This window comes from Pseudomonas sp. CFBP 13602, assembly GCF_014842725.1.
Taxonomy (GTDB): Bacteria; Pseudomonadota; Gammaproteobacteria; order Pseudomonadales; family Pseudomonadaceae; genus Aquipseudomonas; species Aquipseudomonas baltica.
The window spans coordinates 596,547-621,481 of the sequence record NZ_JACYVT010000001.1; the positions used below are offsets into that span (position 1 = coordinate 596,547).

22 protein-coding genes are annotated in these 24,935 nt (G+C 63.2%); 9 read left to right on the forward strand and 13 right to left on the reverse strand.

The window, feature by feature from the left end; translation table 11 throughout:
• The first annotated feature begins 123 nt into the window (after nucleotides 1-123).
• The 3 genes from IFU31_RS02580 to IFU31_RS02590 all read left to right on the forward strand — a co-directional run bounded on the left by IFU31_RS02580 (nucleotide 124) and on the right by IFU31_RS02590 (nucleotide 2,065).
• Nucleotides 124-900 (forward strand): IclR family transcriptional regulator, encoded by a 777-nt coding sequence (locus IFU31_RS02580; RefSeq protein ID WP_185793555.1) that lies wholly within the window; start codon nucleotides 124-126, stop codon nucleotides 898-900.
• Nucleotides 901-1,084: 184 nt separating this feature from the next.
• Nucleotides 1,085-1,759 carry a histidine phosphatase family protein gene (locus IFU31_RS02585; RefSeq protein WP_192102204.1) on the forward strand — a complete coding sequence of 225 codons (675 nt, stop codon included), beginning with the start codon at nucleotides 1,085-1,087 and terminating at the stop codon, nucleotides 1,757-1,759.
• A 93-nt stretch (nucleotides 1,760-1,852) separates the two neighbouring features.
• Nucleotides 1,853-2,065, forward strand: a complete 213-nt coding sequence (locus tag IFU31_RS02590) for a hypothetical protein (RefSeq protein WP_185793556.1) — start codon at nucleotides 1,853-1,855, stop codon at nucleotides 2,063-2,065.
• A 67-nt stretch (nucleotides 2,066-2,132) separates the two neighbouring features.
• On the opposite strand, the gene IFU31_RS02595 is transcribed toward IFU31_RS02590, so the two are convergent.
• The gene (locus IFU31_RS02595) at nucleotides 2,133-2,867 is read right to left on the reverse strand and encodes a WecB/TagA/CpsF family glycosyltransferase (RefSeq protein ID WP_122478503.1); all 735 of its coding nucleotides are present in this window, start codon (nucleotides 2,865-2,867) and stop codon (nucleotides 2,133-2,135) included.
• Between the two features lie 181 nt (nucleotides 2,868-3,048).
• Here IFU31_RS02595 and IFU31_RS02600 point away from each other — a divergent pair, with 181 nt between their 5' ends.
• On the forward strand, nucleotides 3,049-4,098 hold the full coding sequence (locus IFU31_RS02600; RefSeq protein ID WP_342214248.1) for a glycoside hydrolase family 5 protein: 1,050 nt from the start codon (nucleotides 3,049-3,051) through the stop codon (nucleotides 4,096-4,098).
• Here the strand turns inward: IFU31_RS02600 and IFU31_RS02605 are convergent.
• The 9 genes from IFU31_RS02605 to IFU31_RS02645 form a co-directional block, all read right to left on the reverse strand.
• Nucleotides 4,082-5,365 carry a hypothetical protein gene (locus IFU31_RS02605; protein ID WP_192102205.1) on the reverse strand — a complete coding sequence of 428 codons (1,284 nt, stop codon included), beginning with the start codon at nucleotides 5,363-5,365 and terminating at the stop codon, nucleotides 4,082-4,084. The genes IFU31_RS02600 and IFU31_RS02605 overlap by 17 nt on opposite strands.
• A 28-nt stretch (nucleotides 5,366-5,393) precedes the next feature.
• Nucleotides 5,394-6,341, reverse strand: a complete 948-nt coding sequence (locus IFU31_RS02610) for a glycosyltransferase family 2 protein (protein WP_122478509.1) — start codon at nucleotides 6,339-6,341, stop codon at nucleotides 5,394-5,396.
• The gene (locus IFU31_RS02615) at nucleotides 6,338-7,696 is read right to left on the reverse strand and encodes a lipopolysaccharide biosynthesis protein (RefSeq protein ID WP_185793558.1); all 1,359 of its coding nucleotides are present in this window, start codon (nucleotides 7,694-7,696) and stop codon (nucleotides 6,338-6,340) included. Before IFU31_RS02615 ends, IFU31_RS02610 begins: the two co-directional genes overlap by 4 nt.
• 14 nt (nucleotides 7,697-7,710) lie before the next feature.
• Nucleotides 7,711-9,105, reverse strand: a complete 1,395-nt coding sequence (locus IFU31_RS02620) for an undecaprenyl-phosphate glucose phosphotransferase (protein WP_122478513.1) — start codon at nucleotides 9,103-9,105, stop codon at nucleotides 7,711-7,713.
• Between the two features lie 114 nt (nucleotides 9,106-9,219).
• On the reverse strand, nucleotides 9,220-11,442 hold the full coding sequence (locus IFU31_RS02625; protein WP_122478515.1) for a GumC family protein: 2,223 nt from the start codon (nucleotides 11,440-11,442) through the stop codon (nucleotides 9,220-9,222).
• A 1-nt stretch (nucleotide 11,443) separates the two neighbouring features.
• Nucleotides 11,444-11,950, reverse strand: coding sequence for a polysaccharide biosynthesis/export family protein (locus IFU31_RS02630; protein WP_122478517.1), 507 nt, complete (start codon nucleotides 11,948-11,950; stop codon nucleotides 11,444-11,446).
• Between the two features lie 26 nt (nucleotides 11,951-11,976).
• Nucleotides 11,977-13,131: an outer membrane beta-barrel protein gene (locus IFU31_RS02635; RefSeq protein ID WP_192047287.1), complete on the reverse strand. Its 1,155-nt coding sequence runs from the start codon at nucleotides 13,129-13,131 to the stop codon at nucleotides 11,977-11,979.
• A 43-nt stretch (nucleotides 13,132-13,174) separates the two neighbouring features.
• Nucleotides 13,175-14,206, reverse strand: a complete 1,032-nt coding sequence (gmd, locus tag IFU31_RS02640) for a GDP-mannose 4,6-dehydratase (RefSeq protein WP_122478519.1) — start codon at nucleotides 14,204-14,206, stop codon at nucleotides 13,175-13,177.
• A gap of 817 nt (nucleotides 14,207-15,023) precedes the next feature.
• The gene (locus tag IFU31_RS02645) at nucleotides 15,024-16,076 is read right to left on the reverse strand and encodes a LacI family DNA-binding transcriptional regulator (RefSeq protein ID WP_192054399.1); all 1,053 of its coding nucleotides are present in this window, start codon (nucleotides 16,074-16,076) and stop codon (nucleotides 15,024-15,026) included.
• Nucleotides 16,077-16,180: 104 nt separating this feature from the next.
• Here IFU31_RS02645 and IFU31_RS02650 point away from each other — a divergent pair, with 104 nt between their 5' ends.
• The 3 genes from IFU31_RS02650 to IFU31_RS02660 all read left to right on the forward strand — a co-directional run bounded on the left by IFU31_RS02650 (nucleotide 16,181) and on the right by IFU31_RS02660 (nucleotide 20,127).
• On the forward strand, nucleotides 16,181-17,698 hold the full coding sequence (locus tag IFU31_RS02650; RefSeq protein WP_342214247.1) for an MFS transporter: 1,518 nt from the start codon (nucleotides 16,181-16,183) through the stop codon (nucleotides 17,696-17,698).
• Nucleotides 17,699-17,783: 85 nt separating this feature from the next.
• On the forward strand, nucleotides 17,784-19,145 hold the full coding sequence (locus IFU31_RS02655; protein WP_192102206.1) for an iron-containing redox enzyme family protein: 1,362 nt from the start codon (nucleotides 17,784-17,786) through the stop codon (nucleotides 19,143-19,145).
• Nucleotides 19,146-19,161: 16 nt separating this feature from the next.
• Nucleotides 19,162-20,127: a methyltransferase gene (locus tag IFU31_RS02660; RefSeq protein WP_192102207.1), complete on the forward strand. Its 966-nt coding sequence runs from the start codon at nucleotides 19,162-19,164 to the stop codon at nucleotides 20,125-20,127.
• 303 nt (nucleotides 20,128-20,430) lie between these two features.
• Here the strand turns inward: IFU31_RS02660 and IFU31_RS02665 are convergent, their stop codons facing one another.
• The 3 genes from IFU31_RS02665 to IFU31_RS02675 form a co-directional block, all read right to left on the reverse strand.
• The gene (locus IFU31_RS02665; RefSeq protein ID WP_192102208.1) at nucleotides 20,431-21,201 is read right to left on the reverse strand and encodes a molybdopterin-dependent oxidoreductase; all 771 of its coding nucleotides are present in this window, start codon (nucleotides 21,199-21,201) and stop codon (nucleotides 20,431-20,433) included.
• Nucleotides 21,194-21,817 (reverse strand): cytochrome b/b6 domain-containing protein, encoded by a 624-nt coding sequence (locus IFU31_RS02670; RefSeq protein WP_192102209.1) that lies wholly within the window; start codon nucleotides 21,815-21,817, stop codon nucleotides 21,194-21,196. Before IFU31_RS02670 ends, IFU31_RS02665 begins: the two co-directional genes overlap by 8 nt.
• A gap of 218 nt (nucleotides 21,818-22,035) precedes the next feature.
• A complete protein-coding gene (locus tag IFU31_RS02675) occupies nucleotides 22,036-22,641 on the reverse strand; it encodes a hypothetical protein (RefSeq protein WP_192054513.1) in 606 nt (201 codons plus the stop codon).
• A 222-nt stretch (nucleotides 22,642-22,863) separates the two neighbouring features.
• Here IFU31_RS02675 and IFU31_RS02680 point away from each other — a divergent pair, with 222 nt between their 5' ends.
• Together IFU31_RS02680 and IFU31_RS02685 are read left to right on the forward strand one after the other, a co-directional pair.
• Complete coding sequence (locus IFU31_RS02680; RefSeq protein WP_122478529.1) at nucleotides 22,864-23,559, forward strand: heavy metal response regulator transcription factor; 696 nt, start codon at nucleotides 22,864-22,866, stop codon at nucleotides 23,557-23,559.
• On the forward strand, nucleotides 23,532-24,935 hold the full coding sequence (locus IFU31_RS02685) for a heavy metal sensor histidine kinase (RefSeq protein ID WP_192102210.1): 1,404 nt from the start codon (nucleotides 23,532-23,534) through the stop codon (nucleotides 24,933-24,935). Before IFU31_RS02680 ends, IFU31_RS02685 begins: the two co-directional genes overlap by 28 nt.

A 24,935-nucleotide genomic window follows, 5' to 3' on the forward strand; every position in this document is an offset into this window, starting at 1 on the left:
CAACGACAGACTGACTGTTGGCTCGGTAACCTGTTGGCTCGGTAACCTGTTGGCTCGGTAACCTGTTGGCTGGGTCACTATTGCGATACACTGTACCGAACAGCGATACAAAAGGCAAATTGCATGAGCAGCGACAACGATCGCAACGGTATTCAAGTCATTTCCCGGGCAGCGGCTATCCTGCGCTGCCTCGAAAGCGAACCCGACGGCTTGAGCCTGGGCGCAATCGCCAAGCGCATCGAGCTACCCCGCTCCACGGTGCAGCGCCTGGTCGACGCCCTAGCCCACGAAGAGCTGCTCAAGGTGCACGGCGCCGGCGGCGTGTGCCTAGGCCCGGCATTGATGCGCCTGGCCTCCAACAGCCATGTCGACATCATCCAGCAGGTCCGCCCCTATATGGAGGCACTGACCGAGCGCACCGGAGAAACCTCGGTACTGGTCAACCGCAACGGCACCCACCTGATGCTGCTGCACTCGGTGGTGTCGCCGCAGCCGCTGCGTGTGGCGCCCTCCTCCGGGAGTTTCCTCAGCGTCTACGCGACCTCGGGGGGCAAGGCATTGCTGGCCAAGATGAGTGACGAAGCCGTCGTGCAACTGCTCGGCCCGGTGCTCGAGCCGCTGACGCCCAGCACACCGGACCTGCCGCACTTGCTTGAACAACTGGCTGAGGTTCGCGTGCGGGACTATGCCTGCGACGCCAATGAGCACATGATGGGCGTTGGTGCCGTGGCCGTGGCCCTGCAGACCTCGCAAGGTCAGTACGCCCTGGCGCTGGTAGGTCCGGTATGGCGGGTCGAGGCGCAGCATGAGGTGTTTCGCCAGGCGTTGTTCGATACCCGCCAAGCCTTGACCCGTGCTCTGGGCGCAGGCCTGCGCACAGGCGAGACGTCGTCAATTTGAAACAAAATGCCACTATCTTGATTGGCACAAGTGCCGAACCTAAAGGCAACATGACACTCAGAGAGTCGCCCCTGCCACAGGATAACAGGCAGGAAAAACAAAGACAGGGAGACCCAGGCGGCTGCTCGCAGCACGCATTGGACGGGTGTGTCAGCTAACCCAAAGAGAGTTCAAGACCCATCCTATGAAAACTTTGAGCAACTGTGCCCGGCAGTTGAAACGCTACTACTACGCATTGCCCGCCATGCTGTTGGCCGGTACCTGTTCCTTCCTGGCCTTCGAAATCAGCGACAGCCGTGCGGCTCCAGTGGATGGCACGCAGACTCTGGTGTTCCTGCGCCACGCCGAGAAACCCGCCGGTGGCCTCGGCCAGCTCAACTGTCAGGGCCTCAACCGCGCGCTGAACCTGGCCGAGGTGCTGCCACAACGGTTCGGCAATGCCGATTTCGTGTTCGCCGCCGACCCTGGCCGGCACGTCGAGGAAGGCGAGAACGACGAATCCTACAGCTACCTGCGCCCGCTGATGACCATCAGCCCCAGCGCCATCAAGCTCGGCCTGCCGGTGAACATCGAATACGGCGCCAACGACACCCGAGACCTGGCCAAGGAGCTGATGCGCGACAAGTACCACAATGCCGTCATCTACACCGCCTGGTCGCATGGTTACCTACCGGAACTGATCAACGAAGTGGCCGGCCGCGCCGTGGGCCAGAAAATGAACATCACCGACGACTGGGAATCCGGCGACTTCGATTCGCTCTACGTGCTGACCCTGACCTGGCACGACGGCAAGGCCAGCCTGCTCTCGCGCAACGTCAAGCAGGGTCTGGACAACGGCCATACGGCTTGCCCGGTCTGACACCGGCCAGGGCCGTGTGAGTGGCACCAAGCGCTGCAAGGGAGGCTCGGGTATACTGCCCCTCCCTTTCAACGCGCTTGCCCCGGAGTCACCATGCCTGTCAGTCAACATCCCGATGCCGATCCGCTCGTCCAGGACGCCGAGCTCGACAGCCAGGCAGCGGTCCCGGCGTTCACCTTCCCGTTCAAGCCCGGTGCTTTCGCGGCCAAGGAAGCGGCTCGCTACCCCGGCGCCGGCAAGTCCAACCACGACAAGACCCCAGGCCGCGCGCCGAACGGCACGCGCCGCTCCATGGGCAAGCGCTGAGCGCCCGCCGCAAGCAAAACCCCGGAATGCACAACGACAAAGCCACCCTAGGGTGGCTTTATGATTTTCAGGGCTTCTGGCGCTGCTGGGAATACTGCCGCGCGATGATCGGCACGATACGCCGTCCGTCGTGCCAATAGCGCCCGGCCAGGCGACGCGGCTCGCTGAGGATGCGGTGCAGCCACTCCAGTGACAGCTTCTGCACCCACATCGGCGCGCGTTGCACCTTGCCCGACAGGAAGTTCAGCGCTGCGCCCGTGCACAAGCCTACGCCGTGGGCCAGGCCGCGGTCGGCGATCATCTTGCACAGCAGTTCCTGGCGCGGCGAACCGACCGACATGATCACCAGCTGCGCCCGATGCTGTTCGACGAACTGCAGGGTGGCCTCCACTTCTGCAGGGTTGTCGATGAAGCCCATCGGCGGGTTGTAGTGCAGGAACGTCACCGCCGGGTATCGCTGGGCCAGCACCTGCAGCACATCGGTGGTCGAGCCGACGACCGTCACGGTCCAGCCTTCACGCTGGGCTTCATCCATCACCGACACGGTCAGGGTGCTGCCTGGGATGGCTTCGGGCACACCGGCGTCGAACTTGCGCAGCACGGGCATCAGTACGCGACTGTCGCAGACCCGGTAGGCCGCCGCGTCATAGGCATTGCGGAAAACCGAGTCGTTTTCAAGCAGCACAACGTGGTTCACGTTGGCGGTAACCACGTAGCCAAACGGCTTGTTCACGTCGCCCTTGATGGCACGGATCAAGTGCGTTTGGTCACCTTTGTAGAAATCTATTCCAAAAACTTTCATCCAGGCCGTCCTATCAGTTCTAGAATGCGTTAATGCAGCGCCATAGAAAGGCTGCGGGAGCTTGGACGATTCGGCTTATTCGTCTGAAGCATGGTAATTGACTGGTTTCCATCCATAGGCTGAGCCAATGAACAGCAAAAGGTTGTATTCACGTGCAGATTCCGGGCGCGCAGTACCTTTCGTGCCTCAACTCCACCCGTCTCGTCCTCGTCGTGCACTGTTGAGTGCGGCGATGTCGATGGCGCTGGTGCTGGGCTCTGGCGCCGCATTCGCGGATGTGCCGATGGTTCAGATCAACGTATCGGGGGCAGAGTTCTCCGAGAATGCGTTTCCGGGCGTGGAAGGTACGCATTATTTCTTTCCGCGCGAAGGTTTCTTTGCCAACTGGAAGCGTCGCGGCATTCAAAGCGTGCGTTTTCCGCTCAAGTGGGAGCGCCTGCAACCCACGCTGGGTGGGGCATTCGACCCCACCTATGCCAAGTTGATCGACAAGATGCTGGTGCAGGCTGCACAGGCGAACATGCAAGTGATCCTCGACGTGCACAACTACGGGCGCTACCGCGGCAAGATCATCGGCACCAGGGAAGTCACCGTAGCTCACTACAAGAACCTCATGACTCAGATGGCCCGCCGCTGGAGCCCCTACAGTGCGCTGGCCGGCTACGACCTGATGAACGAGCCGCACGACGAATCCGACGCCATCTGGCCGACTGCGGCGCAGGCTGGTATCGACGCCATACGGAGCATCGACAAGACTCGTCCGATCTACGTCGAGGGCCGCTCGTGGGCCAGTGCCGAACGCTGGCCGCACTATAACGACGAGCTGCTCAAACTCAAGGACCCGTCGAACAAGCTGATCTTTTCCGCGCATATCTACATCGATCCAGACGGCAGTGGTAACTACAAGAATCGAATTTCCGGCAAATGGGATCCGGATATCGGGGTAAACCGAGCCAAGCCCTTCGTCGAATGGCTCAAGCGCAACGGCAAGAAAGGCCACATCGGCGAGTTCGGCGTCCCTGACAATGACCCCCGCTGGCTGGACGCGGCCGAGCGGCTGCACAAGTACCTGGCCCTGCAGTGCATGCCGCTCACCTACTGGTCGAGCGGCCCTTACTGGGGTGGCTACTTCATGGCGGTCGAGCCGATCAACGGCAAGGCCCGTCCTCAATGGTCGGTCATGGGCAGGTACCTGAAAGAGCCGAAGTGCAAGGCTATCGGCCCGACCTGATCGCCAGGCCCACAGGGCCGGCCGGTCGTTCCAAGGGACGATCGGCCGGTTGCGATGCCGGCACCCTCACCTGACCGTAATAGACGAATGCCGCAACCGCGAGCGCTGCGATGTTGCCGTCGTACATCATGGCCGGCGACAGGAACAGATTGATCAGGTTGAAGCACATGTCCAGGACAAAGGCAGCCAGCAGGTCGCCTTTGTTGCGGCACTGACGGCTGATTCTCCAGAATCCGAGAAAGTACACCAGGATGATCAGCGGCATGATGAAGCCGTAGCGATACAGCACGCCCAGCAAGCCCACGTCCGACAGGTAGAAGTACGAGCTGTACAGGCGCGAGAACCCGCCCTGCCACTGCAGCGACAACGCCCCCATCCCTACGTACCAGTTCGCCGCGGTGTCACGCAGAATGATCGCCGTGGTATCGGCACGCACCCCACCCGGCTCGGTCGCTTCCTGCACCAGGGCCATCAGTCGCTCGTACTGCGCTTCGAACGGCGCCGGCATCACCATGTAGGCGATTCCGCCCACCACGATCATTGCCAGGCCCAGCTTGACCAGCACATGCAGGTGCGCACGGAAGATCCACAGCGCCGCCAGGGTCCACACCAGCATCGTGTTACGCGTCTGCAGAACCAGCCACAGGTAGGCGGCGAACAGGCCGAGCAACAGCACCGGGACCAATTCGATACGACGGCGCAGGCGGTACATCAGCATCATCGCGCACAGCGACACATACGACCCGCCAATGCTGAAGCGATCCGGACGCAACGGGTTGAGGCCGTAGTCCTTCTCGTCGACGTTGAACGCCACGGCGGCGTTTTCCGGGACGATCTTGAAGTAGTAGAGAAAGCCTACCGCCACGCACGCCAGGCCACCGATCAGGAAATAGCGCTCGAGCTGCTCCTGGGTCGGTTGCGCCTTCAACATCAGGTACAAGGCCGGGAAGAACAGCAGGTAGAGGAAGTTGCGGCGCTCTTCGAGCAGGCCGTAGAACAGTGGCTGCTCGAAGTGATACCAGGAGAACAGTGCGGACATCACCGGCAGGGCCACGCCCATGAACAGGATCCACATACTGGCCCGTGACTGCCACGGGCGTTGCCACATGGCCAGCAACAACACCGCTGCGCCCACCACACCGGCCAGGTACAGCTCACGCAGGTACGGCAGCCCCGCCAGCTTGTTGTCGGTCAGGAAAACGAAGCCGGAGTTGACCACCACCAGCAGGCACAGCAACGTGCGCGGATTGAACAAAGCCTGGAGCATGTCCGTTACCTCGTGGACGATAGATCACTCAGCGCCATTTGAACGCCAAGCCCTCGGTGATGCCCTTGATGCCGAACTTGATGTTCTTGGCACTGCCGCGGTTCTGCAGCACGGTGATCGCGCCCAGCGCGATCGCCGAGACGAAGGTGCACGCGGTCGAATGAAAGCGCTTGTTGTACATGATGGCCGCGCGGTTGCGGTAGAAGTGGAACATGTGGCTGCGGCCACGGGTGCTGCCGCTGTCGCCATGGCGAGCGAAGCTGTTCAGAGCGACACGACCATGCCAGCCCACGGCGGCGGCGCGACGTTCCCAGTCCACTTCTTCGGAATACATGAAGTAGCGGTGGTCCATCATGCCGACCTCTTCGATCACCTCGCGACGTACCATCAGGCTGGCGCCCATCAGGTAGTCGGGCTCGGGCAGCCCGGCTGTGGCCAGTTGCGTGCGATCCAGGTTCTTGCCCATCAGCTTGGTCTTGCCCAGCCAGGGGAAGAGCATTCCGCCACCCACGCACTGGACCACCTGTGGCCGGTCCGAATACACCAGCACGGAAGCCGAGAAGCCGCATTTGGGCGACTGCTCCAGGGTATCGCGCAGCGCTTCCAGTGCACCGGCCTCGACGGTCACGTCGTTGTTGAGCAGCCAGATGTAGCGATAGCCTGCGCGTATCGCGTAGTCGATGCCCACGTTGTTGCCGCCGGCGTAGCCGTGGTTGCCTTCGTTGACGATCAAGACGCGCTCATGGGGCGTGTCATAGCTGCCGGCGGCACGCTCGTCGATCACCCGTACGTCCGGGCCGGTCGAATCGTTGAGGAACTGCTGCAGGCGCGACACGCTGTCGTCCTTGGAATCGTTGTCGATCACCACGACCGGAACGCGGCAGTGCGCGTCCAGAGCACGGATGCAGTCGATGGTGGTATCGGCGCCATTCCAGTTGAGGATGATCGCGCATACGTCATTATTGGATCTGGTCATGCTTCAGCCTCCTGTAGAGTGCCACGCTGGCGGTTCTGCCAGGCACGCGCCTTGAATACGACGATCGACAGCATCGCCAGATAGATGAAAATGTTTGCCGCCGCGATGGCCATCACCACCGCCAGGGCCGAGCCGCCCCAGAAGGCGCCCAGGGCCACCGCGCCGAAGCGCAGCGAAGTCGCGAAGACTTCGAAGCCCAGGAAGTAGGCCTGCAGGCGCAAGGCCGGGATGGCTACTTCGCACGGCATCGCCGCGAACCGGGCCAATTCCGCCAGGGCCAGCCAGCGCGCGTATTCGCCCGCTTCGTGCCACTGGGCACCGAAGGCCACGGTGAACAGCCAGGGCCCGGCAATGACCAGGATCAGGAAACCCGCCGAGCCGATCGCCGTCATCGCGCCGACGCCCTTGAGCAGCAGGCCGACCACCGCTTCACGCGCATGGACGGCGGCGGCGATGCGCGGGTAGAAGACGCTGCCCATGGCCTTGCCGATGAAGTTGCTGGGCATTGCCAGCACTTGCAGGCACAGGGCGAAATAGCCGGCCGGTATGGCGCCGAACAGCGAGGCCAGTACCAGTGTGGGCATGTGCACCGACAAGGCGTTGATCAACACCTGCGGGGCACGGAAAAGTGGGAAGTCGCGGTATTCGCTGGCCAGTTGGCGCAGGGTCTTGCGCGGCGCCTCGTCGGTTTCGGCAACCTCGGCCGGGGCCGGCTTGCTCATGGCCATGCCGATCAGGATCAGCAGGCTGTGCACCACGTAGTACAGAGCACTGGTGACCACCAGCATGGTTGCGCTGTTGTTGAACAGGCCGCCGACACTGCGCATGCCATTGTAGACCAGCGCATGGCTGGTGGCGGCTCGGGCGGTCAGGCGATAGCGCCCATGGCGATAGAGCCACTGCTGCAGCACTTCGAGCACCGCCGAGCTGAACATCACCAGCGGTAGCAGCATCAGGTACGGGGTGAGCAGTGACAGGTTCCAGCGCTCGGCCAGCATCGGCCCCCACCACAACAGCACGCCGGCAACCAGTATGGAAACCAGCAAGGCGACCACGGTCGCCAGCTTGGCCAGTCCGCTGGCGTCGCGGTGGGTCTGCGGCAGGACGATGGCCATCGACCAGGTCAGGCTGCAGGCCGGGATCAGAATGATCGTCAGGCTGAGGAAGGTACCCACCACCCCGAACGCTTCGGGGCCGTAGATACGCATGATCACCGGGATCAGCGCGAGGTTGATCAGCTGCGCGCCGGCCGAGCCGCCGAGCGCAGTCGCCAGATTCCGCACCATGCGGTTCTGGCGCAACTGCTGAATGAGGCCGGGGGCCGGTGTCGGCCCCTGGCTCAAGTCGTGTTCCATCCCAGCCTCCGGGCTCAATAGATGTTCCGTGAGAACAGGGTGAACGGGGTCTTGATCAGGATCTTGATGTCCAGCCACAACGACCAGTGATTGATGTAGGCCAGGTCACGCTCCAGGCGCCCCTGCATCTTGTCCAGGGTATCGGTTTCGCCACGGAAGCCGCTGACCTGGGCCAGGCCGGTGATGCCTGGCTTGATGCGATGACGTGCCATGTAGGCCATCAATTTGTCGCAGTAGTAATGGTTGTGGGCGATGGCGTGGGGACGCGGACCGACCAGGGCCATTTCGCCGCGCAGTACGTTGATCAGCTGTGGCAGCTCGTCGAGCGAAGAACGACGCAGGAACGCACCGACGCGGGTTACGCGCGAATCGTTGCGGGTGGCCTGCTTCACTTCCTGGTCGTCGTGCATGCGCATCGAACGGAACTTGTAGACGTGAATCACGGTGCCGTTGCAGCCGTCGCGACCCTGGCGGAAGAACACCGGGCCTGGCGAGGACAGCTTGACCGCCACTGCGCAGCTGATCAGTACCGGTGCCAGGGCGATGATCGCCAGCAGCGCCAGGCTGCGGTCGATCAGGTCCTTGGCCATGGCCGCAGCAGGGTGCGAGCTCAGCGGGGTTTCGTTGAGGTAGATGGCCGGGAACTGCTCGATCTGCGAGATCGACTGGTTGAGCAGCATCATGCTGCCGAAGTCCGGCACCCAGACCACGTCCACCGCCAGGTCGAGCAGGTCGACGTAGATCGATTCGATCTGCACCATGCGATCCAGTGGCAGGGCGATGTACACCCGACGCACTTGCTCGCGCTGAACGATGTCGCGCAGTTCGTCGAAACCGCCCAGGTGCGGCACGCCCGGCACCGGTACCCAGTCGGCATCGACTTCGGCGTCCGGCGCGATGACGCCCAGCACCGGAACCCGCGGCTTGAGCTGGCGCGCCAGCTTGCCGGCCAGTTCACCGGCGCCGATGATCACGGCCTTGCGCTCGTTCTTCAGGCGCTGGTTGTGGCGGTTGAGCAGGAAGCGCAGCGGGATGAAGGTTGCCGCCTGGGCCAGGAAACCGTAGGCGATCAGCTTGACGGCCATGCCGGGCGCCAGCGTCTGCGGGCTGCCACTGAGCCAGATGACCACGGCCAGGGCCGCGACCAGGGTCAGCCAGCCGCCGAGCAGGCGCAACAGGCCGCTCAGGTAGTTCAGGCGCTTGTGGTAAACGTGCAGGAAACTGTAGACGGGGACCGAAGCAAGAACCCCGATCATCATCAGGACCCGATACTGGGGCGGGAATTCGTTGAAGTGTGCGTACAGGACACTGAATGTCAGCGCGCATGCCAGCGTGGCACCCGCGAGCCACATGGTCCAGAACGTCAGGCCCCGACGATTTACCATCGGGTGCAAGCGAGGCGCAATCATAGATGTATCCTCTGCAGACAAGTGCGGCGTGGTTGGGCATTTTCCGTAACGCGACCAGCCGTGCGCACGGCTCACCCCGAAGGGAGAGCGGCGCGGCTGCAAGGTCGGAAAGGTTTACTGAGCCGGGGCTGCCGGCAGGTAGTCATAGTAGTGGTCGCGACGCTGACCGGGTTCGGGACGCGACACCTGGTTGAGGACCACACCGGTGATCGGCGCGCCGGTCTGCAACAGCTGACCGATGCTCTTGCGCACGAGCGGCATGCTGGTGGCTTCGGACTTGATCACGTAGATCACCGAATCGGCCATGCCGCACAGCAGTGCTGCGTCACTCACCGACTGGCTGGCCGGGGTGTCCAGAATCACGCGGTCGTAGCGGTGGCGTGCCCACTCCAGGAAGGTCTGCATGCGCGTGCTGGCCAGCAGTTCCTGAGGGTTGTACGGCATTTCACCAGCGCAGATCACGTCCAGGCTACCGATGGTCTGCAGGCAGTCATCGACGCCCGCCTTGCCCGCCAGTAACTCGGCCAGGCCGATGTGCTGAGCGTCCAGGCCCAGGTTGGTGGCCACTTTCGGACGGCGCAGGTCGGCTTCCACCAACAGCACGCGTTCGACGCGGGCCATGGCACCGGCCAGGTTGATCGCCAGGGTGGTCTTGCCTTCGCCCGGAGTGGTCGAGGTCAGGACCAGGGTCTTGCGACGTACATCGTCGTCGTTGAGCATCACGCCGGTGCGCAGGGTACGTACGGCTTCGGCGAATGCCGCGTCGTCGTTGCGCTCGAACTGGCGGTGGATGCGCGAACGGTTGCGGCGCTTGAGCAACGGCACCACGCTCAGTACCGGCAGCTGCAGGGCACGCTCGACGTCGGCGCTGTTCTTGAAGCTGTTGTTCAAGGCTTCACGCAGCAGGGCAATGGCGCAACCGGCGATCAGCGACAGCAGCGCGGCCAGCACTACCAGAATGGCCTTGCGCGGCGTGGTCGGGAACAGCGGTGCAATGGCAGGGTCGACCACGCGGGCGTTGCCCGAGACCAGGTCGGCAGTCGCCATGGTTTCGCGCAGCTTGGTCATGAACGTGTTGTACACGTCACGGTTGCTGTCGACATCGCGCTGCAGTTCACGCAGGGCGAACTCCTTGCGGGAGATGTCCTGGATTTCCTGCTTGTTGGTGTTGAACGAGGAGCGCAACGAGTTCTCGTTGTCCTGCGCCAACTGGTAGTTGTGCTGCAGACCGGCGACGACCTGGCTGACCTGGCTGCGCAGGCTGGCCTGGGCGGCTTGCAGTTCGGAGCGTGCGGCAACCATCTGCGGATGCTTGTCGCCGTAGCGCTGGCTGTACTCGTCGACCCGCGCCTGGGCAGTAGCGGCCACGGCCTGGAACTGCTGGATCACCGGGTTGTTGATGACCGCAGGCACGCTGGACAGGTCCAGGTTGCCACCGCGGGCCAACAGACCCTGCACCTGACGGTACTGGCTCTGGGCATCGGCACGTTCGCGGCGTGCGTCGACCAGACGGTCGCTGGTACGAGCCAGTTCGTTGGCAGTGATGGTAGCCACGCCGCCGACATCGACCAGGCCCTGGCCATCGCGATAAGCCTGCAACTTGCTTTCAGCCTGCTGCAGCTGGGTGCGCAGCTCGACCATGCGGGTGTTCATCCAGCGGCTGGCGGTCAGCGATTCCTGCTGCTGCGAGTTCTGCCGGCTGGCCAGGTAACCCTGGGCCAAGGCGTTGGCGGTGGCCGCGCCGGTTTCGGCATCGGCCATGGTCACGCCGATGCTGACCAGGTGGCTCTTGCCCACGACGGTCACGCTGGTGCGCTGGCGCAGTTCCATCACGGCGCTGTTGAACGCCTGCTGCTCGGTGTAGTTGAGCTCCTGATGCCAGCTCTGCGGGAACCAGTCGGCATGCCAGTTGGACAGCTGGGCCTTGATCTTGGCCAGGCGCGACTGCTTCTGCCGTGGGTCCAGTTCCTCGTGGTGCGACAGGTCGAGCTCGCGCACGGCGCGCTCGGCCACTTCGCGACTCTGGATCAGGCCCATCTGGGTCTGCAGGTAATCGCTGTTGGGATCGGGACGGTCCGGGGTCTGCTGGAACGTGATGACCTGGTTACCGCTGGGCTCGATGACCAGAGTGGCGACGGAGCGATAGGTCGGGGTCATGTTCAGCGCGTAGATCACGGCGGCGGCGGTGCCTACCGCGAAAACGCCGAGGATCATGCCGCGGCGACGCCACAGCGTGCGCCACAGTTTGCGCGAATCCAGCGCATCGCGTTCTTCTGACGCGGGCACAGCCTGCCAGGGAGCAACGCCCTGGCTGTTTCTTACGGCAATCTGGCTCATGTCAGAAGAACCCCTGGTCAATGGTGATGGTGTCGCCCGGTTCTACCGGTGTTGCCAACTGGGCCGCTTTGGCACTGCCGCCGCGATTGATGTTGATGCGGTTGACCGAAGCACGCTCGGTCAGGCCGCCGGCCAGCGCGATGGCACGGTCCATGGTCAGGCCCGGCTTGTAGGGATACCCACCCGGTGCCTTGACTTCGCCGCCAATATAGAAGGGGCGGTATTCGACCACGCTCACGGTCACTTTCGGATCTTTGAGGTAATCACCGCTCAGACCTTTGGTGATGACGCGTTCGATCTCGTCGGTGGTCTTGCCCAGGGCTTTCACGTTGCCGAGAAAGGGGTAGGAAAAGGTACCGGAATCGTTGAGGTGGACTTCCTCGTTGGTCAGATCGGGTTCACCCAGTACGGACACCCGGATGACATCGCCCGAAGCGAGTTTGTAGGCATCGGCCTGGGCTCCCAGGCTGAACAGTGCCAGTACGACAATCAATGCATGCTTGAACATGGTGGCTTCTCCCCTTTGGGTTGAGTTCACAGGGACAGCTTGAGGCTGAGCAGGTAGATGTTGCGAACGTAGTCTTCGCTGTTCACGTTCGAGTTGTTGTCGACGCGGCTGTAGCCCAGGCCAACCTCGGCCCAGCGGCTGGCGGTGTAGATGATCTCGGCGCCGGCGGCGTTCTGCTTGTCGTCGCGACCGCCCGTGCCCAGGTACTCGCGATCTGCGTAGCGATAGTTGACGTCGGTGGCGAAGAACGACGACCAGCTGTGGCGCCAGCCCAGGCGGCTGCTGGTCACGTGCACGGTGTTGGCACCGTCGTCACCTTCGTCGAAGGCGCGGCGCATGTTCACCGAGATGGTGGAATAGGTGCGTGGCTTGTAGTCCATGCCCACTTCCCAGGTGCCGCTGCCGTAGTCGTTGCTCTGCGAGCTTTCGAAATCCTTGCGCTCGTAACCCAGGCGGGCGGTACCGCTGAGCTTGGCGGTGACATCGCGGTCGATACCGAACAGCACGCGGTTGCCTTTGCTGTTGCGACGATCGAAGTCCAGGTAGTCGTAGTCGACGTGGTTCAGCTCGACCAGGGCACGGGTGCTGCCGCCCAGGCGATGGAACCAGGTACCGCTGACGCTGGTAGCGTCGTATTCCTTGTCATCGTTGATGCCTTCGGCATTGCGATAGCGCTGCTGGCGGTAGCCGCCGCCCAGTTCGATCTGGTTCATGGCGCTGAGTGCGCCAAAGGTGTACTTCAGGCGACCGCCCTGACGGGTGTACTTGTCGTTTTCGCGCTCGTCGGCGGAATCGACGGTTTCTTCACCACGCTTGTAGTCGAGAATGGCGTCCAGACGATTGCGCGAATCGAAGGCCCACACGCCGCTCAGCTCGGCATCGTGGTCGATGTGACTGGCGTCGGCGTGGTCCAGGTAGGTCTGGCTGTCGGCCGAATACTGGAACTTGTAGCCGGTGTTGCGGGTTTCGCGGGTAAACAACAGGGTCGGCTTGACCGAGGTGATCCACGACGCGTCCTCATTGCGATCCACTGCACGAAAGTTGTCGTCGTAGCGTTCGCTTATCTCCAAAGTCGGAGTGAAGTTCACGGGACCAAGCTCGACTTTTGCCGGTTCCAACGCCCAAGCGCTCAAGGGCCAAGGCGCCAGCGCCAGGCATGCCATCCACTGTTGTTTATTCATATCCATTCCCACTGCCGTGATTCGGGGTAGACGCCAAGGGCGCCTAGAAAGAAAAGCCGATTTCGTTGCGTCGCAGATCTGCCTCGACCATCATTCGGCAAAGCTCCTCGAGACTGGTCTGCGGCTGCCAGCCCAGTATCTCGCGCGCCTTGGCCGGATCACCGATCAACAGATCGACTTCGGCCGGACGGTGAAACATCGGGTTGACCTTGACCAGCACCTTGCCGGTCGCGCGGCAGGTGCCGCATTCCGCATCATCCTTGCCCGACCAGTCCAGGCTGATATCCACCGCTTTGAACGCCATGCTGACGAAATCGCGCACGGTTTCGGTACGGTTGGTCGCCAGCACGAAGGTGTCGGGTTCGTCGGCCTGCAGCATGCGCCACATGCCTTCCACGTATTCCTTGGCGAAACCCCAGTCGCGCTTGGCGTCGAGGTTGCCCAGTTCGAGCACGTCGAGCTTGCCGAGCTTGATCTTGGCCACGCTGTCGGTGATCTTGCGGGTCACGAACTCACGGCCGCGCAGTGGCGACTCGTGGTTGAAAAGGATGCCGCTGGTGGCGAACAGCCCGTAGGACTCGCGGTAATTGATGGTCATCCAGTGGGCGTAGAGCTTGGCGACACCGTACGGGCTGCGCGGATAGAACGGCGTGCTCTCGATCTGCGGGATCGCCTGCACCTTGCCGAACATCTCCGAGGTGGACGCCTGGTAGAAGCGGATCTTCGGATTGACGATGCGGATCGCTTCGAGCAGGTTGACCACCCCTACTCCGGTGATCTCGGCGGTAGTCAACGGCTGGTCGAACGACACGCCGACGAAACTCTGCGCTGCAAGGTTGTAGACCTCGGTGGCTTCGGTGTTCTGCAGCAGGCGAATGCTGGCCGACAGGTCGGTCAGGTCGTACTCGACCAGGTGCAGGTTGGCGTGGCCAGCGACACCCAGCTCTTCCAGGCGCCAGAAATTCACCGAACTGGTGCGGCGGTAGGTACCGTAGACGGTGTAGCCTTTTTCCAGCAACAGCTGCGTCAGATACGCTCCATCCTGGCCGGTTACACCGGTGACAATCGCTTTCATGCAAATCTCCAGAGTCTTTGGTAAGCAACAACGACCGGTGCAACGCCAACGGCACATCCTGCGAAGCTGACCTTGGACAAGCTATTGCGACAAGGTTCAGTCCGGACGTCGTTTAAACGCAGCATCGGAGCAAAAAAAACAGGTACACGTCTCGTTTAGTCCTCAAAGGCGCTGAAACGAATCGGCGTGACCCAGGCATTGGCGATCTCGTGCGACCAACAGGTCGCTGTTTGTCAGTGCCGACTCTGGGGCGGCATCGGTAAGGCGAGGTGATACTAGGTGGCAGAAGTCCGGCAGTGCAAGCCGAGTGCTATCACCCGCATGTAAATAAATTATCAGGGCTGTATTTTTTTATAAAGTGCTTATAAATCAGCTACTTATGCAAACTGGATTGATGGCGCCAAATATCTGCAGGCCCAATTCGTCAATTTTATTGGCGTCAATGAAGCTCATGGCGACAGTGTATGGCAGATCGCCAGCGCAAAGCGACGGTTCATTGGCGAAATTGCCCACCGCCCGACGACCGACACGCTACAGCCCCCGGTGGCCGAGGGCTGCACCTATCGGCCACGGAACACTGTGCAACGCACGCGAAACAGTTTTGCGGCCGTACCGCCAGGACCCTGACCGATGGCGAAGGCACAAACGCCAGTAAACCGACTCAACGGGTCTCATCGATCAGTGCATCGGCACGGGCCTTGACTTGCGTGCGCAGCGCTGTGCCAAGACCAGGCACCGTGGGTACGTTACTGAACCCACTCCTTCAAATCGGTTTCGGTCGCTTCGGCAGACGCAGAAGACTTCCAGCGGTGTTGAATCAGAACACGGCGCGAGTGCTCTGTCGCTCGATGAGGGAGAAGCCGATATCGACGATCTCGGCAACCTGCTCGGGCTGCTGCAGACGGCGCAGCAACAGGTCAGCCGCACAGGCACCCAACTGCGCACCGTCGATGCGCACCGTGGACAAGGCCGGAAAGGTATGGCTGGCGAAGTTCATGTCACCAAAGCCCATCACACCCAGTCGCTCGGGCACCGGCAAGCCACGCGCAGCCGCTTCGGTGAGCACGCCATGAGCGAGGGTGTCGGAGGTACAAACCACCATCAAGGGTGGCGTCTGCGGGGTTGGCCAATCGTCCTCGAGCAGCGCAGCGAGCCCCCGTCGCCCCTGCTCCAGGGTCGGCAAGCCGGCGAAGATCTGCTGCTGAACATCGCCGATGCCGGCCTGGGTGAGAGCATCGAGCAGACTCTGGGCACGGCGCAATCCACGCGGATCGTCCACCGCCAGCAGGGCGAATCGACGGTAGCCCAGTCGCAGCAGGCGTTGCGCGACCTCGCTGCCCACGCGTTCATGGGAAAAGCCCACCAGCATGTCGATGGGGTCGTCGGTCAGGTCCCAGGTCTCCACCACGGGTACAGCCGCGGCACGCAAGCGCGCGCGACTGGCCTGGGTGTGCAGGGTGCCGGTGAGGATGATGCCGTCGGGGCGTCGACTGAGGATGACGTCGAGCAGATGCTGCTCCTGTTCGCTCTGATAACCGGAAACGCCGAGCAGCACTTGGTAGCCTGCCTGCATCAGGCGTTCGTTGATCGCCTGGAAGGTGTCGGAGAACAGCGGATTGGTGACCATCGGCAGGACCACGGCGACCAGACGGCTGCGATTGCTCGCCAGGGAGCTGGCCAGGCGGTTCTGCACGTAGCCGGTCTGGACGATGGCCTGCTGAATCTTCAGCCGGGTTTCCTCGCGCACCGCGTCCGGCGCGTTCAGATAACGCGAGACGGTCATCGGCGCCACACCTGCCAGACGCGCGACATCCACCAAGGTGATACCGCGGGTACTGCGTCCCTTGCTGCCCGGTTGCTTTGCCGTCATGGTGTGCCGCATGCCTCAGCTTGCTTCAGGAACAATGGCGTGATGGTATCAGCGCGTGCCGGGCCGCCGCACCTGCGGCCCGTTCGATAATTCAAGGAAGTCCCGTGTCGTCGTCTCAATCTGCAAAACGCTGGTGGGTACTGGTCGCGGTCATGATGGTGTTTCTGCCCGTGGTGCTGGACGTGACCATCCTGCACGTGGCGGTCCCCTCGCTGACCCTGGCGCTGCAGGCCACTGGCACCGAGGTGCTGTGGATCATCGATATCTACCCGTTGATCATGGCCAGCCTGCTGATCCCCATGGGTACCCTCGCCGATCGGATCGGCCATCGCCAGCTGTTGATCACCGGGTTGTGCATCTTCAGCCTCGGCTCGGTGCTTGCGGCGTTCTCGCCCAGCGTGGCCACTCTGATCGCCGCTCGGGCGTTCATGGCCTTCGGCTCGGCGATGATCATTCCCTGCACGTTGGCGATCATCCGCCAAACCTTCGACGACGAGCGCGAGCGGGCCCTGGCGCTGGGCGTCTGGGGTGCCACCGGCTCGGCAGGTGCGGCCATCGGGCCATTGGTGGGCGGCGCCCTGCTCGAGCATTTCTGGTGGGGCGCGGTGTTTCTGGTCAATGTGCCGGTGATGCTGGTGGTGATGCCGCTGGTGCTCAAGCATGTGCCGCGCACCTCCATCACCGGCGACGGCAACTGGACCATCGGCCAGGCATTGATCCTGATGCTGGGTATCATGGCCACTGTCTATGCGCTCAAGTCCGGGTTCAAGCCCGGCAGCTCGGTGTTCGTCACCAGCGCCTCGGCACTGATCGGCCTGAGCATGCTGGGCTGGTTCGGGCACAAGCAATTGCACGCCGCACGCCCCATGCTCGACCTCAGCCTGTTCCGCTCACCGGCGATCAGCGCAGGCGTGGTCATGGCATTGGTGGTGATGGGCGCCCTGGCCGGGGTCGAATTGATGCTGGCCCAGGAGCTGCAATTCGTGCTCGGCCAGACACCGCTCCAGGCCGGCATGTTCCTCTTGCCGTTGATGATCGCCTCGGCGGTCGGCGGGCCCTTGGCGGGTCTGCTGTTGCGTGCCATTGGCCTGCGCTGGGTGGGCAGTCTGTCGCTGGCTGCTGCCAGCGCCAGCCTGGCAGGGCTGGCCATGGCTGACCTGCACCACAGCGGATGGGCCGTGATCGGCCTGCTGGTGATGCTGGGTCTGTCCCTGAGCATTGGCCTGACGGCATCGTCGGTAGCGATCATGAGCAGTACGCCGCCGCACAAGGCCGGCTCGGCCGGCGCGCTCGAAGCCACCAGCTATGACCTGGGCACAGGGCTGGGCATCACCGGGTTCGGTATCGTCCTGGGCAGCGGCTACACCCGCTCTATCCAGCTGCCTGAAGGGCTACCCCCGGCAATCGCGGAGACCGCCCGGCATTCGATCGGTGAAACCATGAGCGCGGCGAAGGTGCTGGGTGGCCCGCAGGCTGCCGAGCTGGTCGCCGCTGGCCAAGCCGCGTTCAGCACTTCGCACAACCTGGTGCTGGGATCGGCAGCGACCTTGATCGGGGTTCTCAGTGTAGTGATCTGGGTGGCGCTGCATCGCCATGGGCACACCCACAGCCAAGCGGCGTGATCGGCAGGGGCGTTCGTCGGTCCAGGTGAATTTCTGCAGGCGGGCTCACTCGAAACCAGACACCAAAAACACGATGGGTGCTGTCATGATCCCGCTTGAATCCACTGGCCATCCGCATTCAGGGGCCAGGCCCGAGCCTACTGCCCTGCCGCTCTACCGGTCGCTGCTCGACCAGACCGACGCCACCGAGCCAGGACGGGCGAAGCAGTTTCTCGAAGAACAACTGGCGCTGGCGGCCGAGCTGCCCTGCCCGATGCCCTCGAACCCTGCGCAGCTGCTGCAGTGGGTGGCCGACAACGCCGCGGCGGTGGGTCGCCAGTATTCCGAGTATCTTGCCCTGCGCCACGCCGGCGCGCCCCGACGGTTTTTCAGCAACAAGGCCCACGCCCTGTATTTCCTGCAACAGGTGGCACCGAGCAAGCTGGTCGATGGCGCGTGGTTGTTCGGCACCGTCAAGCATGCGGCGGACTGGCGCTATCACGGCCTGATCCGCACCTACCTCGAAGAGTTGGGCGACGGTGATCCCTCACTCAACCACGTCACGCTGTACCGCGCGCTGTTGGCCGAGCACGACTGCCTGGCGACCCACGACCTGGCCGACGAGCTGTACCTGCAAGGCGCCATTCAGTTGGCCTTGGGCCAGGCCAGCGAGGACTTCCTGCCCGAGGTGATCGGCTACAACCTGGGCTACGAGCAACTGCCGCTGCACCTGCTGATCACTGCGTTCGAACTGAACGAGCTGGGCATCGACCCTTACTATTTCACCTTGCACGTGACCATCGACAACGCTGGCACTGGGCATGCCCACAAGGCGGTAGCGGCCGTGCTCGATCTGCTGCCGGGCGGTGCGGACAACGCTGCGTTTCTGCAGAGGCTGCGGGCAGGCTACAACCTCAACGACTTGGGTATCGGCTCTGCCGCAGTGATCGAGGGCTTCGATCTGGACCATGAGGTGGTGCAGATGCTGGAGCGCAAGCGCGGCTTTGGCCAGTACATGCATTCAGACTACTGCCGCCTCGAAGGCAGGACCGTCAACGAGTGGCTGGCCAAGCCGGGCCAGTGCGGCGCTTTTCTGACCGCGCTGGAAAACAAGGGCTGGATCAAGCGACACCAGGACCCCGAGGCCAGCCGTTTCTGGCAGATGCTCGATGGGCCGGGCGCGCCCATGTTCGGCGTGTTCAACGGTTACGAACGGCAGTTGCTCAAGGACTGGATCGCCGGCGATTGGCTGGACGATCAGTCCGGCGCCAGCAATCCGTTCAGGGCACGCTTTCGCCAACGCGCACCCGCGGTCGCCATTGCGACCGGCACAGCCCGGCCTGCGGAACCGACCCAGGCACTGATTCGCAAGATGTCGCCATCGCTGCACGCATCGCCCGAGGGGTTGGAAGCGACCCGGGCATTCACTCAGCGACTGAGCGAGGGAGCGCTGAGCCATGAATATTGAGGTACGAGGCTCTGACATGAACCAGGTGAACGTGTGCCCAACCGTCGAGGGCGCGGAACTGGACCAGGTGCTGCTCCAGCTGGGTCGCCGCTTGCAAGCAGATGGCTACCGCTTTGTGACGGTGACGCCGCTGACCCATCAGCGCAACAACGAGCGGCCTGGCAACGCGGTCGCCCGTGACCTGCGCGATGTGTTCGGCTGGAGTCGCCCGTTCGAATCCAACCTGTTACCCGAAGTGGAGACGGCGGCATTGCTGGAAAATGCCATCGTCAGCGAGCAGTCGGGGCTGCTGCGCAGCGAGGTGCGCTGGTCCAGCCTGGGCGGGCAGTTGTTCGTTCACTCGGCCTATCCGACCGTCGCCCACGATTCGGTTTTCTTTGGGCCCGATACCTATCGTTTTGCACGGGCCATCGAGAAGCACCTGCACGAGTCCCGGCAGCCGATCCGCAGCGCGGTCGATATCGGTTGCGGCAGCGGCGCAGGGGCGATTCTGATTGCCCTGGCGCGCCGCGAAGCGCAGGTTCAGGCAGTGGATATCAATCCTGCGGCGTTGCGTTTCACTGCAGTCAATGCGGCACTGGCGGGCGTAGCCAATGTAGCGGCCTGGCACAGCGACGTGCTGCAGGGCACCAGCGGGGATTTCGATCTGATCGTTGCCAACCCTCCGTACATGCAGGATCCCCAGGCACGGGCCTACCGCGACGGCGGCGGCGAACTGGGGTCGGCCTTGTCGGTGCGCATCGCCAGCGAGGCGTTGGGTCGATTGGCGCCCGGCGGCAGTCTGCTGCTGTACACCGGCGCGCCGTCGATGGCCGGCGTCGATTTGTTTCTGACCCAGGTGCAGCCGCTGGTGGACGTACCAGGGTTTCAATGGACCTACGAAGAGGTGGACCCGGACGTATTCGGCGAAGAGCTGGAAACCCCCGGGTATCGCCAGGCCGAACGAATCGCCGCCGTGGTCCTCACCGTCACCAGAACCTGACCTTGCGAGGGTTTTGCAAAGCCCTGTAGCAGCGGCGCAAGCCGCGTCCGGGTTCACTGCGGTGTATCAGGGGGACCGCATTTACCGCCGACGCGGCTTGCGCCGCTGCTACAGGGGGATGCGCGCTTCCAGATGCCGCTGAACCCCTGTAGCAGCGGCGCAAGCCGCGTCCGGGTTTACTGCGGTGTGTCAGGGGGGGCCGCATTTACCGCCGACGCGGCTTGCGCCGCTGCTACAGGGGGATGCGCGCTTCCAGATGCCGCTGAACCCCTGTAGCAGCGGCGCGAGCCGCGTCGCGCGCGGCTAGATGCCGCTGAACCAGTTGTAGCCCTGGTCTTCCCAATAGCCGCCGGGGTAATCGTTGCTGACGAAGATCTCGACGATGTGCTTGGGGTTCTTGAAGCCCAGCTTGGTCGGCACGCGAACCCGCAATGGGTAGCCATATTCGGGCGGCAGTGCAACCTCGCCATAGTCCAGGGCCAGGAGCGTCTGCGGGTGCAGGGCGGTGGGCATGTCCAGGCTGGAGTAGTAGCGGTCGGCGCACTTGAATCCGACGAATTTGGCTGTGGTATCGGCGCCAATGTGCTCGAGGAAGGTTTTCAACGGCACCCCGCCCCACTGGCCAATGGCGCTCCAGCCTTCGACGCAGATCAGCCGGGTGATGTCTGTCTGCTGCGGAAGCTTGCGCAGGCCTTCGAGTGTCCACGACGCCTTGTCGCGCACCAGGCCGGATACTGCCAGGGCGTAGCCCGATACGTCGATATCGGGGATGTCGTCCTCGCTGTAGAACGCGTTGAACGGGAACGGTTGGGTCATCTGCGCCTTGCTGTAGGTAGGCGCCAGACGCTGGCCGTTGAACAGCCAGGCTTGCACTCGATCGTTCCAGCGCGACATGGCCCAGAGCACCTTGTCGACCTGATCACCGTCCTGCAGATTGCAGCCGCTGAGCATCGCCATGGCGCCGACGGTGAGGCCGCCGCGCAGGAAATGTCGCCGCTGCAGGCTTTCGAGCTGGCTGCGCTGGGCCGGCTCCAGGATTATCGGAGCGACCCGGCGGGATTTGGGTTCATTCATGATCGGTCTTCCCGGTAGTCGAAGGCCTTACCCCGCCGGTGATCATCGGCGGCAGCGTCTTGGGCACCAGCAGCACCAGGGCCAGGTGCACCACTGTAAAGGCGCCGATGGCAGACATCGCGGCGAAATGGACGTAGCGGGCGAAATCGTAGCCGCCCAGCAGTGCTACCAGCTCCTGGAACTGGATGGGCTTCCAGATGGCTACCCCGGATACCAGAATCAGCACCCCGGCCGCCAGTACCAGCCAGTACATGAGGCGCTGCACCGCGTTGTAGACGCCCTTTTCATGGATCAGCCGCAAACGCAGGGCATCGCGCAGGTCGCGTTTGACCGCGCGGGAAGTGATCGGCAGCAAATCGCGCTTGAAGTGGCGGCTGATCAATCCGTAGAGGACGTAGACGAGGCCATTGATCACCAACAGCCACATCACCGCGAAATGCCAAGCTATCGCGCCACCCAGCCAACCACCCAGAGTGAACGAGGGCGGAAAACGGAACGCAAACAATGGAGAGGCGTTGTAGATGCCCCAGCCACTCATGAACATGCAGGTCATGCCGAAGGCATTGATCCAGTGGGTGAGGCGTACCGTCAGTGAATGTATGCGACGCACGGCCATCGAATGGCCCTCCCATGTCAAAGAAACACACGCCAATGACCGCTCCCACAAGTAAGAGGATGCATCTACCCCTGTTGGAGCGGGCTCTGCCCGCGAAAAGGGCGCCGCGATGGATCAGCCTTACCGCGGCGCGCCCTTCGCGGGCAGAGACCCGCTCCCACAACGAAGAGGATGCGCCTGCCCCCTGTGGGAGCGCGGCCACGGGGGTATGACACAGGTTACATCGGTGGCTGGAAGCCATCCTTGCCCACGGCCACGCCACGGGCGGTCTTGCCGTCTTCGGCAGGGAACACGACGACCTTGGCGCCTTTCACCAGCTGCTCCGACTTGCCGGCTTCGACATAGGCGATCGGCACATCTTCAGGCACGACGACCTGCTTCTCGCCGCCCTTGTAGTTCACGGTCAAGGTCCGACCATTGGCCTGGGCCAGCTTGCCGACCGTGCCATTGGTCATGGTGCCGGTGGTACCGTCGGCGTTTTCCCAACCGTAGTGCCCTTCCCCGCTGCCCTTCAGGCTGGGTTCGAACACGGTCACTTCCAGCGCTTTCAGCGTGCCATCTGCCTGGGGAGTAGCCGCCGAGCCGATGAAGCTGTCAGCCTTGATCGAGTCGATGTTGGCCTTGGACACCAGGCGGATGCCGGTCTTGTCGGTCAGGCCGATGGTCTGGTGCGCGCCGCTGCGAGTGGTGAAAGACAAGGTGTTGTTGTCCAGGCCATCGACCGTGCCACGCATCGGCTTGACCACCGGCATGTCTGCAGCCGAAGCCATCACGGCGGCACTGAGCAGCAACGTGCCCAGAGTGGTCGACAGGGCAGTTTTGATCTTCATCGGTACGACTCCTTGCGGTAGGTGTGCACCCATCCTCGGCCACCAACCCGCACGCGCGCATGACCGCTCGATGACATTTCTGTCATTCGCGCGGCATGCGCCTCAATGACGGTAATGTAACCGACAGCGCCGCGCCGCTTGGTTAGACTGCGCTGTGCGAACCCACCCGCCACGAACCCTCCACGGCAACCGCGAACGCCCGAGCGAGCCTGATCGATGCACATCCTCTTGATCGAAGACGACACCAAGACCGGCGAGTACCTGAAAAAGGGCCTCGGCGAATCCGGCTACAACGTCGACTGGGCGCAGCACGGCGCCGATGGCTTGCACCTGGCCCTGGAGAATCCCTACGACCTGCTGGTGCTCGACGTCATGCTGCCCGGCATCGACGGCTTCCAGATCATGGAGGTGCTGCGCGCGCGGCAGAATGTACCGGTGCTGTTCCTGACCGCCCGCGACCAGTTGCAAGACCGCATTCGGGGCCTGGAGCTGGGCGCCGACGACTACTTGGTAAAGCCCTTTTCGTTCACCGAACTGCTGTTGCGCATCCGCACCATCCTGCGCCGCGGCGGCGCCCGTGAAGCCGATCGCTTCCACCTCGCCGACCTCGAACTGGACCTGCTGCGGCGCCGGGTGACGCGGCAACAGGAAGTGATCACCCTGACCAACAAGGAGTTCGCCCTGCTGCACCTGCTGCTGCGGCGCGAAGGCGACGTGCTCTCGCGCACCCAGATCGCCTCGGAGGTGTGGGACATGAATTTCGACAGCGATACCAATGTGGTCGACGTTGCGGTCAAGCGCCTGCGCAGCAAGGTCGACCAGCCCTACCCGGTCAAGCTCATCCACACCGTGCGCGGCATCGGTTACGTCTGCGAGGTGCGGGCATGCGAAGCCGACGCCAACCTTCCCTGACCCTGCGCTCGACCCTGGCCTTCTCTCTGGTGGCCATGCTCACCGTGGCCGGCGCCGGCTGGTACCTGTACGAATCGATGAAAGCTTCGGTGCTGCAGCGCAGCGACAACGCCGTGCTCGGGCGGCTCGACCACTTTCGCAAACTGCTGCACTACGACCTGACCCTGGACAAACTGTCGAGCAGCCCGCAGATCTTCCAGAACATGCTCGGCAGCGAAGACGACATCTTCGTCATTGCCGAGACCGGCCAGCCACCGGTGATTCAGGTCAACCCGCTGCACGCGACCCTGCCCTCCGTGCCTGCGGTCGCCCACGATGCGATTCCCGGCAGCGCCGACCTGCGCACCGGCATGGCACCCTCGGGCATACCCCTGCGGGCGGCGAGCGTATTGACCACCTCCGGCGGCCGCGAGGTGCAACTCACGGCGGCGCACATCATGGTCAAGGAGATGGCCATGCTTGGCGAGTTCCGCCAGCGGATCTACCTGGCCGTGGGCATGGCGTTCCTGCTCACCGCCCTGCTCGGCTTCGTGCTGCTGCGCCGCGGCTTGCGGCCGCTGCGCGAGATGGCGGCGCACGCCACCGATATCTCCCCGGCACGCCTGCACAGCCGCATGAGCAGCGACAACACGCCGGTCGAACTGCAGCAGTTGAGCGAAGCCTACAATGCGATGCTCGATCGCCTGGCCGAGGGCTACCAGCGGCTGACCCAATTTTCCGCAGACCTCGCCCACGAAATCCGCACGCCGGTGGGCTCGTTGATGGGGCACTGCCAGGTCGCCCTGCGCCAAGGCCGCAGTGCGGACGAATACCAGGCACTGCTGGCGTCGAATCTGGAGGAGCTGGAGCGTATTTCCCGGATCGTCGAAAGCATCCTGTTCCTCGCGCGCGCCGACGACGCCCAGGCGGTGGTGCAGCGCCAGCCGCTGCAGGTGCACGACGAGCTGGCGCGGGTCACCGACTATTTCGAAGGGCTCGCCGAAGAACGCAAGATCCGCCTGCTGATTTCCGGTGACGCCACCCTGCACGCCGACCCGCTGCTGTTGCGGCGCGCACTGAGCAACCTGGTGGCCAACGCGATCCGCTACGCCGACCCGCACAGCGATGCCCTGATCAGCGTCGAGTCGGCAGAGGGGCAATGCGTGATCGTGGTAGAGAATCAGGGCCCTGCCCTGGAGCCTTCGGCGCTGGCCAGCCTGTTCGATCGTTTCTACCGAGGCGACGCTTCGCGCCAGCATAATTCGGACTCCAATGGCTTGGGACTGGCCATTGTCGCGGCGATCATGCAACTGCACGCCGGTGAGGCCAGCGTGACCCAACCCCAGCCCGGACGCATCCGCTTTGCGCTGCATTTCCCGGCGCCGGGAAGCGGCTGA